17 protein-coding genes and 1 riboswitch are annotated in these 17,843 nt (G+C 69.2%); of the genes, 5 read left to right on the top strand and 12 right to left on the bottom strand.

Translation table 11 applies throughout. The annotated features are described in order from the left end of the window. Positions 1-163 precede the first annotated feature (163 nt). The gene (locus tag ABZZ22_RS04185; RefSeq protein ID WP_354927114.1) at positions 164-1,417 is read right to left on the bottom strand and encodes a DUF222 domain-containing protein; all 1,254 of its coding nucleotides are present in this window, start codon (positions 1,415-1,417) and stop codon (positions 164-166) included. A 492-nt stretch (positions 1,418-1,909) separates the two neighbouring features. Here ABZZ22_RS04185 and ABZZ22_RS04190 point away from each other — a divergent pair, with 492 nt between their 5' ends. Genes ABZZ22_RS04190 through ABZZ22_RS04200 form a run of 3 tightly spaced genes read left to right on the top strand, consistent with a single transcriptional unit; the run spans position 1,910 to position 3,907 of the window. Further along, positions 1,910-2,515: a class I SAM-dependent methyltransferase gene (locus ABZZ22_RS04190; protein WP_354927116.1), complete on the top strand. Its 606-nt coding sequence runs from the start codon at positions 1,910-1,912 to the stop codon at positions 2,513-2,515. Positions 2,516-2,565: 50 nt separating this feature from the next. Next, the gene (locus ABZZ22_RS04195; RefSeq protein ID WP_354927118.1) at positions 2,566-3,087 is read left to right on the top strand and encodes a VOC family protein; all 522 of its coding nucleotides are present in this window, start codon (positions 2,566-2,568) and stop codon (positions 3,085-3,087) included. Positions 3,088-3,103: 16 nt separating this feature from the next. Continuing rightward, on the top strand, positions 3,104-3,907 hold the full coding sequence (locus ABZZ22_RS04200) for a MerR family transcriptional regulator (protein ID WP_354927120.1): 804 nt from the start codon (positions 3,104-3,106) through the stop codon (positions 3,905-3,907). 25 nt (positions 3,908-3,932) lie between these two features. Here the strand turns inward: ABZZ22_RS04200 and ribH are convergent, their stop codons facing one another. The 9 genes from ribH to ABZZ22_RS04245 form a co-directional block, all read right to left on the bottom strand. After that, positions 3,933-4,415, bottom strand: a complete 483-nt coding sequence (gene ribH / locus ABZZ22_RS04205; RefSeq protein WP_354927122.1) for a 6,7-dimethyl-8-ribityllumazine synthase — start codon at positions 4,413-4,415, stop codon at positions 3,933-3,935. Then, on the bottom strand, positions 4,412-5,659 hold the full coding sequence (locus tag ABZZ22_RS04210; protein ID WP_354927124.1) for a bifunctional 3,4-dihydroxy-2-butanone-4-phosphate synthase/GTP cyclohydrolase II: 1,248 nt from the start codon (positions 5,657-5,659) through the stop codon (positions 4,412-4,414). Before ABZZ22_RS04210 ends, ribH begins: the two co-directional genes overlap by 4 nt. Then, entirely contained in the window at positions 5,656-6,252 is a 597-nt protein-coding gene (locus ABZZ22_RS04215) for a riboflavin synthase (RefSeq protein WP_354927126.1), read from the bottom strand. The genes ABZZ22_RS04210 and ABZZ22_RS04215 overlap by 4 nt, the downstream gene beginning before the upstream one ends. Then, a complete protein-coding gene (gene ribD / locus ABZZ22_RS04220) occupies positions 6,252-7,355 on the bottom strand; it encodes a bifunctional diaminohydroxyphosphoribosylaminopyrimidine deaminase/5-amino-6-(5-phosphoribosylamino)uracil reductase RibD (RefSeq protein WP_354927128.1) in 1,104 nt (367 codons plus the stop codon). The genes ABZZ22_RS04215 and ribD overlap by 1 nt, the downstream gene beginning before the upstream one ends. A gap of 92 nt (positions 7,356-7,447) precedes the next feature. Then, positions 7,448-7,607: riboswitch (FMN riboswitch) on the bottom strand. A gap of 50 nt (positions 7,608-7,657) precedes the next feature. Beyond that, entirely contained in the window at positions 7,658-8,326 is a 669-nt protein-coding gene (gene rpe / locus ABZZ22_RS04225) for a ribulose-phosphate 3-epimerase (RefSeq protein WP_354927130.1), read from the bottom strand. Positions 8,327-8,352: 26 nt separating this feature from the next. Further along, positions 8,353-8,994: an HAD family phosphatase gene (locus ABZZ22_RS04230; protein WP_354927132.1), complete on the bottom strand. Its 642-nt coding sequence runs from the start codon at positions 8,992-8,994 to the stop codon at positions 8,353-8,355. Between the two features lie 48 nt (positions 8,995-9,042). Beyond that, complete coding sequence (locus tag ABZZ22_RS04235; RefSeq protein WP_354927134.1) at positions 9,043-10,194, bottom strand: sterol desaturase family protein; 1,152 nt, start codon at positions 10,192-10,194, stop codon at positions 9,043-9,045. An 83-nt stretch (positions 10,195-10,277) separates the two neighbouring features. Beyond that, positions 10,278-11,123 carry a formate dehydrogenase accessory sulfurtransferase FdhD gene (fdhD, locus tag ABZZ22_RS04240; RefSeq protein ID WP_354927136.1) on the bottom strand — a complete coding sequence of 282 codons (846 nt, stop codon included), beginning with the start codon at positions 11,121-11,123 and terminating at the stop codon, positions 10,278-10,280. Then, complete coding sequence (locus tag ABZZ22_RS04245; protein ID WP_354927138.1) at positions 11,111-11,608, bottom strand: hypothetical protein; 498 nt, start codon at positions 11,606-11,608, stop codon at positions 11,111-11,113. The genes fdhD and ABZZ22_RS04245 overlap by 13 nt, the downstream gene beginning before the upstream one ends. A 155-nt stretch (positions 11,609-11,763) precedes the next feature. Between ABZZ22_RS04245 and ABZZ22_RS04250 the strand changes: the two genes are divergently transcribed. Both ABZZ22_RS04250 and ABZZ22_RS04255 read left to right on the top strand, forming a co-directional pair. Then, a complete protein-coding gene (locus ABZZ22_RS04250; RefSeq protein WP_354927140.1) occupies positions 11,764-12,714 on the top strand; it encodes a hypothetical protein in 951 nt (316 codons plus the stop codon). Between the two features lie 39 nt (positions 12,715-12,753). Continuing rightward, positions 12,754-13,533 (top strand): hypothetical protein, encoded by a 780-nt coding sequence (locus tag ABZZ22_RS04255; RefSeq protein ID WP_354927142.1) that lies wholly within the window; start codon positions 12,754-12,756, stop codon positions 13,531-13,533. On the opposite strand, the gene ABZZ22_RS04260 is transcribed toward ABZZ22_RS04255, so the two are convergent. Together ABZZ22_RS04260 and metH are read right to left on the bottom strand one after the other, a co-directional pair. Further along, the gene (locus ABZZ22_RS04260; protein WP_354927144.1) at positions 13,502-13,903 is read right to left on the bottom strand and encodes a TIGR03668 family PPOX class F420-dependent oxidoreductase; all 402 of its coding nucleotides are present in this window, start codon (positions 13,901-13,903) and stop codon (positions 13,502-13,504) included. The two genes, ABZZ22_RS04255 and ABZZ22_RS04260, sit on opposite strands and share 32 nt — an antisense overlap. Positions 13,904-14,019: 116 nt before the next feature. After that, a complete protein-coding gene (gene metH, locus ABZZ22_RS04265) occupies positions 14,020-17,730 on the bottom strand; it encodes a methionine synthase (protein ID WP_354927146.1) in 3,711 nt (1,236 codons plus the stop codon). Positions 17,731-17,843: the final 113 nt, after the last annotated feature.

Here is a 17,843-nt window from a genome sequence, read left to right on the forward strand (position 1 = left end):
GTCGGGACGCACGCCACCAGCCTTATGTACCAGCCGCCGGCCCCAGCCCAGGCTGTGCCCGACACGCTCACTAGCAGCCTCGATCGTCACCCCCGAGGCATACCCGTCCCAAAACACACACTGCTCAGCACGTAACGGCCGATAAACCATGACGACAACTCCTTCAGAACGAAGGTGTTGCGCTGACTCCTTGAATCCGCCCGCCGTTGGGTAGGCGTTCACGAAGGTACGCCGGGTCGTGGGCGCGGTGATGGTGATGACTGCAGAGCAGCGCTGCGTTGTCGAGATCTGTCAGGCCGCCTAGGGACCAGGCGAGCCAGTGGTGGGCTTCGGCCCAGGTGCCGGGGATGTCGCAACCTTCTGCCTCACAGGTCGCTGATCGTAGGAGGAGCGCTCGGCGTTGGGCGGCGGTGAAGAAGCGTTCCTTTCGGCCGAGGTCGAGGACCTCGGAAGCCCCTCCGAGGACGGCCGGGATGATGCCGGCGGTGCACGCGAGCCGTCGGGCCTCGGCCGCGGTGATCGGGCTGCCGCCGAGGATCTGGCCGATGCCGGCGTCTTTGCGGAGCTGGTCGAGGTCGATGGTCACGATCACCGTGGTCGCATCCCCGCCATGGATCGGAAGCCGGGCCGGGTCGAGGGTCTCGAGCATCTGGCAGAAGGCTCGCCCGAGCCGTCGGGCGTAGGGCAGGTACTCACCGGTCTCGGTGCGGGTGCCGTCATCGCGTCGCGGGGAGGCGAAGGCCTCCAGGTTGGTGGCCAGCCGGTCCGCAGCAGCGTCCGGGATGACCGCGGAGATCCGGGTGGTGCCGTCCCCGACCCGGCGCATGGTCAGGCGGGTCTTCTTCCTTGCGTGGGCTTCCTCGGCCGCGAGTCGTTTGGCTTCTTCGGCTTCGGCGATCTCGGGGGCGATGACGTCGAGGATCCGGCGTCCTAGGCGGCGGAGTCGGGTGGGGTCGAACTGGGTCGCACAGGCGACCAGGGCCTCTTCCGCCCGGTTCTTGATCTCGGGGTCGAGGTCCGCGGGAAGGTCGTCGAGAGCAGCGACGATCACCTGTGCCTGGGCGAGGTTGCAGTCCCCGGCGCGCATCGCCGCAGCGACCCGGTGATAGGTCCGATCCAACCTGTGCGCGAGCCGGAGGTCATCGCGCAGGGCCTCGGGACGTTGGTGGGCGTGGTGATGCAGCCATGCCGCTACATCGCGAGCCGCGCTGTCCGCAGCGACATCGTCGGCAGCCGCGATCACGCGTAACTCGAGCTCGGCCAACTGGGCTTTCGCCCGGGCGATCTCAAGGAGCGTGACGGCCTTCTCGGAGGTGGCCATGAACGACGGGTTCGCATCCGCGACCTGATCGAGAGAGCCCGTGATCGCGACCACCGCCGCCAGCACAGGATGCTGGGGCTGCTGCAGTGTGCTCATCACGGTCACCTCCCGACGTACGAACTCAAAAGGACTTCCTGCTAATTGCAGAATCCCTGCTTGGTTCGCTGGTCCCGGAGGCCCGCCAAACACGGGCTATTACTTACCCTCGCAGCTCAGCGCTCACGCCCCTGGATCCCCTGGAATACCCCACGCCCGTTGTCTCCGGGGCTGAGAGGCACGCCTCAGATGAGGTGGTCGGCCTTCACGTTCACGCCTACCCCCACCATAACATAATATGTGAGGCAAAGGAAGAGGAAGACCGAAAACCCAATCAGGGACAAGTATCCCAAACCCAACCCGAACCGCTGCTGGAAGCCCGCAAGACAGCCAAATGGCACCCAGCCCGGACACCCTGCTTCTAAATCTCCCAACCCAGACAACGTATTGGCCCCACCCGTGCTGGAACCCAGGCACGAGACCGACGGACACACATCCACCCGACCCATACGCAAGCGGCCAGCGAGCCGAAATCCACTACTCTCAACCCCGATGCCCACCACCACCATCGCCGCCGCCTACGACAGCCGCGCAGCCGAATACATCGACCTCTTCGGAACCATCGACCAGCTCGCAGAACAAGATCGCGACACGATCACCACCTGGCGAGACACCACGACCGGCCGCCTCCTGGACGCCGGCTGCGGCCCTGGCCTCTGGAGCCAGGAGCTCACCACGGACGGCGTACGCGAAGTAGTCGGCCTGGACGCCTCCGCCGAGTTGATCAAAGCAGCCCGAGAGCGCTTCCCGGCCATCGCGTTCCACCAGGCCGACCTCGCCGCGATCCCACTGGAGGACCACTCGGTCGGCGGCATCCTGGCGTGGTGCTCGATCATCCACACCCCGCCCGCCGACCTCCCCGCCATCCTGAGCGAGTTCGCCCGCGTCCTCTCCCCCGGCGGATCGGCACTGATCGGCTACTTCGAAGGCAAGCCCGGCGAGGCGTTCGACCACGCCGTGCACACCGCTTACTACTGGTCGGCACAAGCGCTCGAAGATCTGCTCACCGAGCACGGTTTCGCCGTCGAGCGCGCGTCGGCGAGACAAGATCCGGGCGCACGCCGGCAGGGCGACCTCGTCGCAAGACTCATCGCCTGATCGCCCTTCGGCTTGACCCTCACGCAGCGTGAGGCTGAACGATTCCCCGCATGAGCGACTACTACGACGCATTCGAGGTCAGCCCCGTGCCGAAGCCGGGACCCGACGCGATGGCCCCGGAGCCGTTTCGCGGGATCTACGGGATGCCTCAGTTCCTGACGGTGCCGTGCACCGACCTGGCCACCTCGACGGACTTCTGGATTCGTGGCCTCGGGTTCATCGAGCTGTTCAGCGTCCCTGGACAGGTGGTGCACCTACGCCGCTGGATGTTCCAGGACGTGCTGCTCGTCACCGCCGGGCCTGACCTCACCGAGCCGACAGCGCCGCCGGCGACGAGCGTCAGCTTCTCCTGCGTACTGAGCCAGATCGAGCAGGTCGCAGAGAGCTGCCGGGCGATCCTCCCCGACAGCGTCGAAGGGCCGCGCGACACATACTGGAACACGCGCGACATCGAGGTGATCACGCCCGAGCGCACGCGGGTGATCTTCACGGCCGCGAAGGAGTACGAAGCGACGAGCCAGGGCGCCCGCAACCTCGATGCGATGGGCATCCCGGCACCGAGCGAGTCCTGAGGGCACAATGACGTACGTGGCTGAGCGATCGCACGACACCGGCCTGACGGTCGGCGACACCGCCGCGCTGATCGGCGTGACCGTGCGGACGCTGCACCACTGGGACGAGATCGGCCTGGCCACACCATCGGCTCGTACGCCGGCGGGCTACCGCCTCTACACCGACGCCGACCTGGAGCGACTGAACCGGATCCTCGCCTACCGCGAGACCGGCCTCGGGCTGGACGCGATCCGCGGCGTACTCGACGATGCGGCCTCCGAGATCGGAGCCACCCTCCAGGAGCAGCGCGAACGGCTCGCGGCGCGGATCGCGGACCTGCAACGGCTCGAGGACCGGCTGGCCAAGATGGCCGAGGCGCACGAGCACGGGATCCCGCTGAGTCCCGACGAGCAGGAGGCCACGTTCGGTCCCGGCTGGGATCCCGCCAGGAGCGCCGAAGCCCGTGCCCGCTGGGGCGACTCACCGCAATGGGCACAGTTCGCGGAGCGTGCGGCCTTCCGCTCCAAGCAGGAATGGCGCGATCTGAGCCAGGCGATGTCGACGCTCGAGCAGGATCTCGCCGGCGTGCTCGAGGGAGGCGTACGACCCGGCAGCCCCGAGGCCAACGAGCTGGCCGAGCGCCATCGGGAGATCTTCAGCAGCTTCTTCCCGATCACCCGCCAGATGCAGGTCTGCCTCGGCCGGATGTTCGAGGCAGACCCCGGCTTCGCGGCCCATTACGACGGCATCCGTGACGGTCTGGCGAGCTGGTTCCGCCAGACCGTCGACGAAGCGGCGAGAGCCCACGGCATCGACCCTGCCCTGGCCACCTGGCGCTGACTGCGTCAGGTGGCCGGCCGGCTGGTCAGTAGTGGCGCACGCAGTCGCGCAGGGCGAGAGCGGTCTCCATGGCGGCCGCGGCAGCCTCGTAGCCCTTGTCCTCGCGAGACCCCTCGAGCCCGGCCCGGTCGAGCGCCTGCTCCTCGTCGTCGCAGGTCAGCAGGCCGAAACCGACGGGGATGATGTGGTCGATCGCGATCCGGTTCAGCCCGTCGGTGGCAGCCGAGCAGACGTAGTCGAAGTGCGGGGTGCCGCCACGGATGACGACCCCGAGCGCGACGATCGCGTCGTAGCCGGACTTGGCCAGCGCGGCCGCGGCGACCGGGAGCTCGAAGGCGCCGGGCACCCGGACGATGGTCAGACCGCCGACGGAGGCCTCCTTGAGTGCCCTCTCGGCGCCGTTCAGCAGGCCGGCCATGACCTCGTCGTGCCAGCGTGCAGCGACGACGGCGACCCGCAGATCGCTCGCATCGACGACCTCGGGGGTCGGGGCTCCCTTGCCACTCATCGGTTCTCCTCAGACAGATCAGGCAGCGCGTGACCCATCCGGTCACGCTTGGTCAGCAGGTAGGCGAGGTTGTGCTCGTTGGGTCGCGGAGTGAGCGGAACCCGCTCGGCGACCTCGACACCGTACGCCTCCAGATGACTCACCTTCTCAGGGTTGTTGGTCAACAGCTTCACCGAGTCGACCTTGAGGTCGCGCAGGATCTGCGAGGCGGCGCCGTAGTGCCGCGCGTCGGCCGGCAGACCGAGATCGAGGTTGGCGTCGACGGTGTCCCGCCCGCCGTCCTGGAGCTGGTAGGCCTGCAGCTTGGCGAGCAGCCCGATGCCGCGGCCCTCGTGGCCGCGCAGGTAGACCACCACGCCGCACCCGGCGTCCGCGATCCGTGCGAGCGCCTCCCGCAGCTGCGGCCCGCAGTCGCAGCGCTGCGACCCGAAGACGTCCCCGGTCAGGCACTCCGAGTGCACCCGGGCGAGCACGGGCTCGTTCCCGCCGATATCGCCGTGGACCAGCGCGACGTGCTCCACCTCGTCGTCGGTGGTGAGATATCCGTACGCGGTGAACTCACCGAACTCGGTGGGCAGCCGGGTCACCGCGCGCCGCTCGACCAGCACCTCCGTACGCCGCCGGTAGGTCACCAGGTCGGCGATCGAGATCATCGCGAGACCGTGCTCGTCGGCGAACTCGCGCAGCTGCGGCGCGCGCTGCATCGTGCCGTCGTCGTTGACCAGCTCGACCAGCGCGCCGGCCGGCTCCAGGCCGGCCAGCCGGGTCAGGTCGACGGCGGCCTCGGTGTGCCCGACCCGCACCAGCACTCCCCCGTCACGCGCGCGCAGCGGGAAGACGTGGCCCGGCCGGGTCAGGTCCCCGGCCACCGAGCCAGGCCCGGCGAGCAGGCGCGTGGTGAGCGCCCGGTCGGCCGCGGAGATGCCGGTCGAGACGCCCTCGCGGGCGTCCACCGAGATCGCGTAGGCAGTCTGCTTGCGGTCCTCGTTGACACGAGTCATCGGGGGCAGGTCGAGAGCATCGAGCCGCTGCCCCGGCAGCGCCACGCAGATCACGCCGGAGGACCAGCGGATCGCGAACGCCATCACCTCCGGAGTCGCCAGCTCGGCGGAGAAGATCAGGTCGCCCTCGTTCTCCCGGTCCTCGTCGTCGACGACCACGACCGGCTTCCCGGCCGCCAGGTCGGCGATCGCGTTCTCGACCGGATCCAGCCGGACCCCGGCGTACTGTTCCTCGTGCGTCATGACCGCACCCCTCCCAGAAGCTTCTCGACATGCTTGGCGATGATGTCGGTCTCGAGGTTGACCTCGTCGCCGACGGCCCGGAACCCGAGCGACGTACGCGCCAGGGTCTCGGGGATGAGGCTGACCGTGAACGCGTCCTCGGTCACGGACACGACGGTGAGGCTGATCCCGTCCACCGCGATCGAGCCCTTCTCGACGACATAGCGCGCGAGCTCGGGCTCGATGGAGACGGTGACGAGCTCCCAGTGCTCGCTGGGCTCGCGGGAGACGATGCGCCCGACACCGTCGACGTGGCCCTGGACGATGTGGCCGCCGAGCCGGGTGGACGGGGTGACGGCTCGCTCGAGGTTGACCTGGTCACCGACCTCGATCGCGTGGAGGCTGGTGCGCTTGAGCGTCTCCAGCATCACGTCGGCGGTCCACGCCTTCTCCCCGAGCGTCGCGACGGTCAGGCAGCAGCCGTTGACCGCGATGGAGGCGCCCAGCTCGGCGTCCGACAGCACCGTCTCGGCCGTGATGGTGAGGCGCACGGCGTCGCCCTGGTCTTCGATCCCGGCGACGGTGCCGAGCTCCTCAACGATCCCGGTGAACATCACTGCTCCCCTTTCTGTGGTTCCACGATGCTGTGTGGCTTCAACATGGTGTGTGGCTCCAAGATGAAGCGCACGTTGGGCTCCTCGCCTTCGGCAGCGGGAGCGAGGACGTCGACCGAGCGCACGCGCGGGCGGAAGGCCTCTGAGATGGTGTCGATCCCGAGGTCGGCGACCGCCGAGCGCCCGGCGCCGAGCAGGAACGGGGCGACGTAGACGACGATCTCGTCGACCAGGTCCTCCTCCAGGAACGCCGCGGCCAGGGTCGGTCCGCCCTCGAGGAAGACGTGGCGACGCTCCCGCTGCCACAGCTCGGCCAGCGCCGAGCGCGGGTCGCGGGTGCGTAGATGGAGCGACGGCGCCTGGGTGTCGAAGATCCGGCGGTCTTCGGGAAGGTCGCGCTCCCCCATGACGACCCGCAACGGCTGTACGCCGAGCGGCCGGTCCTCCGGGTCCCGGACCGTCAGCGCCGGGTCGTCCACCTCGACCGTGTTGGACCCGACCAGCATCGTGTCGCTCAGCGCCCGCAGCTTGTGGGCGTCGAGCCGCGCGGCACGCGAGGAGACCCAGCGGGAGGTGCCGTCGACGGCGGCGCTGCGCCCGTCGAGCGTGGTCGCGAACTTCCAGGTGACGTAGGGGCGCTGCAGCTCGGCCGCCCGGGTCCAGACCCGGTTGAGGTCACCGGACTCCGCTGCGTACAGGCCCTGCTCGACCTCGATGCCCGCCTGCTTCAGCGTCGCGGCGCCACCGGCGGCGACCGGGTTGGGGTCGGACTGGGCGTAGACCACCCGGGCGACGCCGGCGTCGATCAGCGCCTGCGCGCACGGACCGGTGCGGCCGGTGTGGTTGCACGGTTCGAGCGTCACGACGGCGGTCGCACCGCGGGCCGCGTGCCCCGCCTTGGCCAGCGCGTCCACCTCCGCGTGCGGGGTGCCGGGACCACGATGGAACCCCTCGGCGACCGTCGACCCGTCAGCCCCCAGGAGTACGCAGCCCACCCGCGGGTTCGGATAGGTGGCCGGCCCCGGGGCGCCGATCGCAGCGGCCAGCTCCAGGGCGCGACGCATCGCTCCCGGCTCCGGGCCACGCTGGTCCAAGCTCTTCATCTGATCCCCTCTGGTCCGTCTCACGGACTCCGGGGTCAGGCCGAGACATCGCGCCAAGCCCTGTGGAACCAGGGTGGTCACGACGAATCGGGCTGCGTGCGTCTTCCCATCCGGACTTTAACCGTCGGTGCAGGAGTTTCACCTGCTCAACCGATGGCTGGCTGCCATCGGGTCGCGGACTTCTAAGCCCCAAATTGGTAGAGGGACCCAGTCACCGCCGGCTCGGAATTTCACCGACCCCAGAGCACGCGAGCACAAGCTCGTCTCCAACAAGTGTGCCACATGCACGGCACGACCCCGGATCAGGCGTCGACGGCTGAGACGGCCCTCTCCCGCAGCGAGCTGATCATCGCGTCCGGGTCGGCGGCCGAGTAGACGGCGAAGCCGGCCACGAAGACGTCGGCTCCGGCCTCGGCGCAGCGCTCGATCGTCTCCAGCGAGACCCCACCGTCGACCTGCAGCCAGGTCTCGACGCCGGCCTTGTCCATCATCGCCCGGGCCCGGCGGATCTTGGGCAGCACCAGGTCGAGGAACTTCTGCCCCCCGAAGCCCGGCTCGACGGTCATCAGCAGCACCATGTCGAGCTCGGCCAGCATGTCCTCGTAGGGCTCGATCGGGGTCGCCGGCTTGAGCGCCATCGACGCCCGGGCGCCCTTCGCCCGGATCTCGCGAGCCAGCCGCACCGGGGCCTTGGTGGCCTCGACGTGGAACGTCACCGAGCCGCAGCCGGCCTCGACGTAGGCAGGGGCCTCGCGGTCGGCGTTCTCGATCATCAGGTGAGCATCCAGCGGCACCGAGGTGGACCGTGCCAGCGCCTCGATCATCGTCGGCCCGAAGGTCAGGTTGGGCACGAAGTGGTTGTCCATCACGTCCACATGGATCCAGTCGGCGCTGGGGATCCTGGCCACCTCGGCCCCGAGGGCGGCGAAGTCGGCGTTGAGGATGGACGGAGTGATCTGGATGTGGCCCACGAAGGCACCCTAGATGACCTCAGGGGTCACAGGGCAGCCAGGTCGGCGTACGTCATTCCCTCGAGCGTGTCGCGGAAGACCCGGCGCTCACCGGGGGCTACGGGGACGTGGTTCTCGATGACGAGGACGGTGCAGCCGGCGGCCTCGGCGGAGCGGGCGCCGGTGTTGGAGTCCTCCACCGCGACGGTGTCCTCGGCCGCGACCCCGAGCGCGGCGGCCGCGGTGAGGTAAGGCTCGGGATGGGGCTTGCCGTTACGCACCATGTCGCCGGTCACGATGACCTTGAAGGTGCCCTCGGGCAGCTGCTCGAGGATGGGTCCGACGAAGCGGGCGTACGACATCGTCACCAGCGCACACGGCACGCCCTGCTCGACCAGGTCGGTGAGCAGCTCGCGTGCCCCCGGCCGCCACGGGACCTCACGCTCGACCTGCTCGACCACACCGTCGAGGAGCATCTCGACGATCTCCTCGGGCTCGTGGGGAAGGCCCATGCCCTCCTTGACCAAGCGCGCCGACTCGATCAGCGCATTGCCGACCAGCGCCATCGCCTGCTCCTCGGACCAGGTAGCCCCGAAGCGCTCGGCGATGGCGTACTCCGCCGCGATCCAGTAGGGCTCGGTGTCGACCAGGGTGCCGTCCATGTCCATGAGAACAGCCGCAGGTTTCATGGCGGGAATCCTGCCACAGCCTCTTTGCCTAAACCCCTTCCCGCCACGTCAGCGGACGTACTCGTCGTAGGTTCGCTGACCGCGGAACGGGGCGACGTGCTGGGCGATGATTCCGACGGGCACGGTCTCGCGCTTGAGGACGCCGTACTCCTCGGGCCAGCTGCCGTCGCGCGGCAGCTTGAAGGAGCCCATCAGCATGTCGATGACCGGCAGGTGGATGGCGTAGTTGCGGTCCCAGTAGTCGAGGTGCCGGGCATGGTGCCAGTGGTGATAGCGCGGTAGAACCACCAGATACTCGAGGAACCCGAACCGGATGCCGATGTTGGCGTGGGCGACGACCGCCTGGATGCCGACCAGCACGGCGTACGCGTTGACGACGGAGGTCGAGAAGCCGAGGAAGAGCAGCGGGAGCAGCACGATGCTGCGGGTCAGCACGGTCTCGACGAAGTGAACGCGGGAGCCGGCCAGCCAGTCGAGCTCGGGGCTGGAGTGGTGCACCGCATGGAAGCGCCACAGCACCATGATCCGGTGGTAGCAGCGGTGCAGCACCGCCTGGGCGAGGTCGGCGAGGAAGACAGCGAGCAGGAAGGCCACCACGAACGGCAGTCCGTCGATCCAGGCCTCTATGCCCGGGACCTTCAACGTCGAGACCACCAGCGACGTCGAGGTGGTGACCAGGATCAGGATGAGCTGCACCAGCACGTGGCTCATGAAGAAGTAGCACGCGTCGGTGCGCCAACCGGGTCGGAAGACCGGCACCGGCCGGCGGGCGAAGGCGTGCTCCAGCGGGATGAAGACCAGCGCGGAGAAGAACAGCGCGAGCACGAACCAGTCGAGACCGAGTGAGAACGGCGTGTCCTTGACCGAGCCGTCGAAAGGCACGTCGGTGCCGCCGAGCAGCACCGCGGCGGTCGCCGTGCCGACGCCGGTGAACGCCAGCCGCTTGTGCTGGTCACGCAGCACCGCGATCGTGCCGGCGAAGAAGGCGGCGGCCAGGCCGACCAGGAGCAGCGTACGCGCGAAGTCCTCGGTGTAGACGGCGCGGAACTCGCGGGTGGTCAGCAGCTCTGGGAAGTGGAAGCAGAGCACCGTGGCCAGGCTGAGGACACCCAGGAAGCAGGAGCTCGCGGGCGCGAGCAGGTGGTGACCCGGCAGGGCGAGGATTCGCGGCTGCGTTCTGGTGGCATCGGTGTCGGGCATGGCAGCAGTCTGGCCGCCCGGTCCCCCGCTCGGCCTGAGCTCACGTACTCATTTCCGAGGAGCGGCTGGCCGCTGACGATGCCTCAGCCGACGGGGACGGCCTCGATGCGGTCGATGCGGTCGATGCCGGCGTAGATGTTCATCGAGGAGCCCCGCAGGAAGCCGACCAGGGTCAGGCCGTTGTCGTCGGCCAGGTCGACGGCGAGCGAGGAGGGGGCCGAGACGGCGGCGAGCAGCGGGATCCCGGCCATCACGGCCTTCTGGACGAGCTCGAAGGAGGCCCGGCCGCTCACCATCAGCATGTTGTTGCGCAGCGGCACCAGGCCCTCGCGCAGCGCGTGCCCGATGACCTTGTCGACCGCGTTGTGGCGGCCGACGTCCTCACGTACGCAGAGCAGGTTGCCCTCGGCGTCGAAGAGCCCGGCGGCGTGCAGGCCGCCGGTGCTGTCGAAGACGCGCTGCGCCTCCCGCAGCCGCTCGGGCAGGATCGCCAGGAGCTCGGGGGTCACCCGCAGGGTGTCCTCGGCGACCGACCAGACCGAGGACGTACGCACCGCATCGAGGGACGCCTTCCCGCACAGCCCGCACGAGGAGGTCGTGTAGAAGCTGCGCTCCAGCGAGGCGTCCGGCGGTGGGACGTGCGCGGCCAGGCCGACGTCGACCACGTTGTAGGTGTTGCCGCCGTCGGCGGTCGCGCCGGCGCAGTAACGGACGCTCGCGACGTCTTCGGCAGAGTGCACGACGCCCTCGCTGACCAGGAAGCCGATGGCCAGGTCGAAGTCGCCGCCGGGGGTGCGCATGGTGACCGTCAGGGGCCGTCCGTTGACCCTGATCTCCATCGGCTCCTCGGCGGCCAGCGTGTCCGGCCGCCGCGAGATGACGCCGTCGCGCACGCGCAGCACCGGTCGTCCAACTGTCACTCGTCCCATATCAGCTCCTGAGGTGAGGGGTGGGCGTTTCTCGCTTGGATACCAGCATCACAGCAGAAGCCTCGGCCGCTGCTCTTGAGGCAGAGGAGGCCGACGCAGCGGCCCTCGTCGACCACGGCCAGACGGCGGCGGCCGCTCTCGGTCATCCGCACCCAGGTCTCCCACAGGTCGGCGGCCGACGAGGTCGTGCGGCCCTGCAGCGTGCCCAGAGCGCTCGCGGCCGCCTCCTCGCAGGCCTCGGCCTCGTGCGGCTCGATGACCGTCAGCAGCCGTTCATCGTCGACGACGAGCGCGGCGTGCACGTGGTCGTCGCGGAACAGGTCGCGTACGTCGCTGCTGGTCGCCGCCGCCGTCAACAGCTTCGGCCGACGGACCATGGCGTCGGCCACGGTCGCCTCTCCCGGCGCGTACGCCACTCGCCCACCGCCGTACTCGACCCCGTCGATGGGCCGGGTGGGCGGCTTCCCGATCCGGGTGAGCGGCACGCTGTCCTCGGTTCTCTCTGCGGTGCTGGTATCTCCAAGTCTGCCTCGGCACCATCCTGACATCACGAAGGTGCCACCAGTTGAACCGTCGACTCGGCACAGGATCGCCGGGCCACGTACGATCTGCCTACCCTACGACTGGTCCCGGAGGTTCAGTGAACGAGATCCAGCTCAGCGACCTGAGTCTGGGACGCCATATCGCCCAGGGCTCGCAGGGCCGCATCATCGAGCTGGCCGACCATCCCGGGACGGTCGTGAAGCTCTACCGGACCCGTGAGCTGGGCCTCGTCGACGGCCGCGCGCTGGCGGAGCTGGTGCGCATCCGCGGGTTGGTCGAGAGCGAGGGTCTCCAGGTGGACCACTTCGCCGCCTGGCCGCACACGGTGGTCCTGGACGGGCTGCGTACGGCGGGCTTCCTGATGCAGCGCGTGGCCGAGCCGTTCCTGGCCGGGTTCGGTCCGACGACCTCGCTGGCCGAGCTGGGGCTGCTCGTGAACACGGGCGACGTCCAGCAGCCCGGAGTCTACGAGCGGGTGCTGCTGATGCGGGCGCTGGCGGCGGTGATGGATGCGCTGCACCGTCAGGGGCTCGTCCTCGGCGACCTCTCGCCGCGCAACATCGCCTGGTCGGTGTCGCCGGTCCCGCGGGTGATGCTGCTCGACTGCGACGGGATCCGGCCCGCCGGCGAGGACGGCGTCCTGCCGCCCGCCGACACCCGTGGCTGGGAGGACCCCAGCAACGCCGGGCGGCCGCCGACCGCTGACAGCGACCGGTTCAAGCTGGCTCTCACGATCGCCCGCGTCCTGACGGGGAACCGCAACGCCGCCCCCGCCCTCCGGCCGGACCTGGGCTTCGCGGGCGAGGCCGGCATCCTGGTCGGCCCGCTCACCCGGCTGATGGACCAGGCCGCCGGTCCTCCCGGGCTCCGCCCGACCGCCTCGCAGTGGGCCACCGTCCTGGACGTACGCAGCCCCTGGGCGGGTGCCGCAGCGCCGATGGCTCCCCCCGCGCGCCCGCCGATGCCACCGCCGATGCCACCGGCGATGCGTTCGCGTGGTCCGTCTCCCAGCGGTGAGATCCTGCGGCCGTTCCGGCGACCGCGCTGATGAGGGCCGTCATCGCAACCCCCGTCGACAGGTTGCTGAGTGCTGGTCGCTGAGGCCGAGCGCCTCCTCACCGACGACCTGGTCGAATGGCTCGCCGACCTCGTCGACCCTGCACTGGTCCGGTGTGAGTCGCCGAAAGCACGACGGCAGGGCATGGTCGGTGCGGTCGTCCACCGCATCGGCGTCAACGAGACCTTCGGACTGCTGCACTTTCGTGACGGGCTCGAGCACAACCCGTTGCCGCTGCGCGACCCCGACGGGCTGCGGCTGGTGCTGGTGACCAGCCGCGGGGAGGATCTCGGCCTGGACGACGTCGAGTTCATCGACTGGAGCCGCGACGACGACTGCCAGCGCTGCCGTACGGCGCTGGAGAGCTGGGAGCCGCCTGCCTTCGACCGTGGCTCACGGATCACCTCGGTCGGCGCTCTCCACATCGCCTACGACCACTCCGACCGCGCGGGGATGACGGCCAAGGACGTCCTCTCCCGGCTCCGGCCGGCGGTCGCCGAGGCGAACGCGGGGCTGAGCTCATGGGACGGCGCGACGGTCGGCGCCTACTGGTACCCGGCCACCGAGACCTGGGCACACGTCGTCCCGCTACGCCTGGACCCTGCAGCCGACCCGGTCGCCGGCGTGCTCATCCAGCACCCCGACGGCTATCACCTCGTCACGATCCTCACCCGGCGTACGGCCTTCTGGAACCTCGTCAGCGTCGGTCAGGTGCCGCCTGCCTGGCTCGACAATCCTGCCCTCGACGACCCCGCAGACGACCCCGCAGACGACCCGGTCAACGAGCCGACCACCCCGACCACCGAGTGACCTCGACCGCGATCACCGGCCCCTGCGGCGGCTGCTCGCGATAGTCGGCGTACTTCGCGACCAGCGGCTCCAGGTCGTAGGACTCGTGGACCCTCGCCACACCGTCGGCGCGCGCCCACCACAGCTGGTCCCAGTCGTCGGCATACTCGTCGACCAGCACCGACACTCGCGGGTTCGCCGCGATGTCGTCGAGCCGCCGAAGCCGCGTCGTCGACTTCGGCTTGTGGTCGACAGCAGTGATGAGTACGCCGCCGGCCACCGTGAACACGATCGGCACCACCCGCGGCGTCCCGTCGGCGGCCACGGTCGCCAGCCGCGCCACCCGCGCCGACGCGAACCGCTCTCGAGCCCACTCTTCGTCGCGCTTCATGAGCCGACCCTAGCGGCCACAAGTGGCGACGAAATAGCCCGCGACACGCCTGTTCACGGCGTGTCGCGGGTCGACCGGGCGGCCGTTGTGGCCGCCTGCCCGTGGGGGCGCTGAGCTCAGTCCTCGGGGTCGTAGCCCAGATTCGGCGAGAGCCAGCGCTCGGCCTCGGTCATCGTCCAGCCCTTGCGCTTGGCGTAGTCGGCGACCTGGTCCTGCCCGATACGCCCCACGACGAAGTACTGCGAGTCGGGGTGGGCGTAGTAGAGGCCGGAGACCGAGGCGCCGGGCCACATCGCCATCGACTCGGTGAGCTCGATGCCGGTTTTCTCCTTGACGTCGAGCAGCGACCAGATGGTCTGCTTCTCGGTGTGGTCGGGGCAGGCCGGGTAGCCCGGGGCAGGGCGGATGCCGGTGTACTTCTCGGCGATCAGGTCCTCGTTGGACAGCGAGCCGTCGGTCTCGTCGGCGGCGTAGCCCCAGAACTCGGTGCGTACGCGCTGGTGGAGCCGCTCCGCGAACGCTTCGGCCAGGCGGTCGGCGAGCGCCTCGACCATGATCGCGGAGTAGTCGTCGAGCTCGTTCTTGAACGCCATGACCCGCTCGGGCAGGCCGATCCCGGCGGTCACCGCGAAGGCACCGACGTGGTCTGCTCCCTCGCCGACCGGCGCGACGAAGTCGGCCATCGACTTGTTGGAGATGCCGTCGCGGTGCTGGCCCTGCTGACGCAGCTGGAACAGCGTCGCCCGCTCCTCGGTGCGCGAGGGGTCGGTGTAGACGACCACGTCCTCGCCGGTCGAGTTGGCCGGGAAGAGCCCGTAGACGCCGCGCGCCTCGATCCACTTCTCCTCGATGATCTTGTCGAGCATCGCCTGCGCGTCGTCGAAGAGCTTGCGCGCCTCCTCGCCGGTGGCCGGGTTGTTGAGGATGTCGGGGAATCGGCCCTTCATCTCCCAGGAGTTGAAGAACGGCTGCCAGTCGATGTAGTCCCGCAGCTCGGCTACGGAGTAGTCCAGCAGCGTGTGCACCCCGGGCTGCGCCGGCTCCGGCGGCAGCAACGAGTAGTCGATCTCGGGCTTGTTGGCCTTCGCCTGGACGTGCGTGAGGGAGACCCGCTCGCGCCGCTCGGCGTGGCGCGCGCGCAGCGAGTCGTAGTCGTCCTTGACCTCGGCCATCAGCTTCTCGCGCCGGCCGGCGTCGAGGAGGGCTGCCGCGGTCGGCACCGAACGGGAGGCGTCCTTGACCCAGACGACCGGGCCGTCGTACGCCTTGTCGATCTTGACCGCGGTGTGGGCCCGCGACGTGGTGGCGCCGCCGATGAGCAGCGGCAGGTCGAGCCCGACCCGCTGCATCTCTGCTGCGAAGCCGACCATCTCGTCCAGCGAGGGCGTGATCAGCCCGGAGAGGCCGATGATGTCGGCGTCGTGCTCCTTGGCGGCGTCGAGGATCTTCTGCGCCGGGACCATCACGCCGAGGTCGATCACCTCGTAGTTGTTGCACTGCAGCACCACGCCGACGATGTTCTTGCCGATGTCGTGGACGTCGCCCTTGACCGTGGCCATCACGATGGTGCCCTTCTTGGTCTCGGCGTCACCGGGCTTCTTCTCGGCCTCGATGAACGGGATCAGATAGGCGACCGCCTTCTTCATCACCCGGGCGCTCTTGACCACCTGCGGCAGGAACATCTTGCCGGCGCCGAACAGGTCGCCGACGACGTTCATGCCGTCCATCAGCGGGCCCTCGATGACCTCGATCGGACGGCCACCACGGGCCGAGATCTCGGCGCGGAGCTCCTCGGTGTCGGCCTCGACGTAGGCGTCCAGGCCCTTGACCAGCGCGTGGGTGATCCGCTCGCCGACCGGCAGCTCGCGCCAGGCCTCGGCCTTCGCCTCGGCCTCGGGCGTGTCCCGGTTGTACTTGGAGGCGATCTCGAGCAGCCGCTCGGCCGCGTCGGGCCGCCGGTTGAGCACGACGTCCTCGATGCGGTCGCGCAGCTCGGCGTCGACCTCGGAATAGGGCACCAGCGCGCCGGCGTTGACGATGCCCATGTCCAGGCCCGCCTCGATCGCGTGGTAGAGGAAGACCGCGTGGATCGCCTCGCGCACCGGGTTGTTGCCGCGGAAGGAGAAGCTCACGTTCGAGATGCCGCCGGAGACCTTGGCGCCCGGGAGGTTCTGCTTGATCCAGCGGACCGCCTCGATGAAGTCCTGGCCGTACGTCGCGTGCTCCTCGATCCCGGTCGCGACCGCGAACACGTTGGGGTCGAAGATGATGTCCTCGGGGTCGAAGCCGACCTCGTCCACGAGGATCCGGTAGGCGCGCTCGCAGACCGCGATCCGGCGCTCGTAGGAGTCGGCCTGGCCGTCCTCGTCGAAGGCCATCACGACCGCCGCGGCGCCATAGCGCTTGCACAGCTCGGCGTGCTCGACGAAGGACTCCACGCCCTCCTTGAGCGAGATCGAGTTGACGATCGGCTTGCCCTGGACGAGCTTCAGCCCGGCCTCGATGACCTCCCACTTGGAGGAGTCGATCATGATCGGCACCCGGCTGATGTCGGGCTCGGAGGCGATCAGGGTGAGGAACCGGGTCATCGCCGCGACCCCGTCGATCATGCCCTCGTCCATGTTGACGTCGATGACCTGCGCGCCGTTCTCGACCTGCTGCGCGGCCACCGAGAGGGCGGTGTCGAAGTCACCGGCCTTGATCAGGTTTCGGAACCGCGCCGAGCCGGTGATGTTGGTCCGCTCCCCGACGTTGACGAAGAGGCTCTCCTCCGTCACCGTGAACGGCTCCAGACCGGACAGGCGCAGCGCGGGCTTCACCTCGGGGATCTCGCGGGGCGTGACGCTCTCGACCTGCTTGGCGATCTCGGCGATGTGGGCCGGCGTGGTGCCGCAGCAGCCGCCGACGAGGTTCACGAAGCCGGCAGTGGCGAACTCGTGGACGTGGCCGGCCGTGTCGGTGGGGCCCTCGTCGTACTCGCCGAAGGCGTTCGGCAGGCCCGCGTTGGGGTAGCACGACACGAACGCGTCCGAGATCCGGGCGAGCTCGGCGATGTAGGGGCGCATCTCCTGGGCGCCGAGCGCGCAGTTGAGGCCGACTAGGAGCGGCTCGGCGTGGCGTACGGAATCCCAGAACGCCTCCGTGACCTGCCCGGACAGCGTGCGTCCGCTGGCGTCGGTGATCGTCCCGGAGATGACGACGGGCCAGCGGCGGCCGTACTCCTCGAAGACCTGCTGGACGCCGAAGATCGCCGCCTTGGCGTTGAGGGTGTCGAAGATGGTCTCGATGAAGATCAGGTCCGAGCCGCCCTCGAGGAGCGCGCGGGTGGCCTCGGCGTAGGCGTCGCGGAGCTGCTCGTAGGTGACGTTGCGGGCGCCGGGGTCGTTCACGTCGGGGCTGATGGAGGCCGTCCGCGACGTCGGGCCCAGCGTGCCGGCGACATAGCGCGGCTTGTCGGGCGTCGAGTAGGCGTCCGCGGCAGAACGGGCCAGTCTGGCCGCCTCGAAGTTGATCTCGTAGGCGAGGTCGACCATGTCGTAGTCGATCAGCGAGACCGCGTTGGCGTTGAACGTGTTGGTCTCGATGATGTCCGCGCCGGCCTCGAGGTATTCGCGGTGGATGCCCTCGATGATCTGCGGCTGGGTGAGGTTGAGCAGGTCGTTGTTGCCGATCAGGTCGACGTGCCAGTCCTTGAACCGCTCGCCGCGATAGCCGGCCTCGTCGGGACGGTCACGTTGGATCGCCGTGCCCATCGCGCCGTCGAGCACCATGATCCGCTCCTTGAGGGTGGCAGACATGGTCTCGGTGACATCAGGGCGCAGACTCACTCTTGGTTCCTTCCCGGCGTGCATTCTGGTGTGATCGGCTTTGCCTGAAACACGCTACGGCGTAGATGTGCGGGCAACGCCATCTCATTCCGCATCCTGACACCGCCAGTCCA

It is taken from the genome of Nocardioides sp. NPDC006273, assembly GCF_040613495.1.
Lineage (GTDB): Bacteria > Actinomycetota > Actinomycetes > Propionibacteriales > Nocardioidaceae > Nocardioides.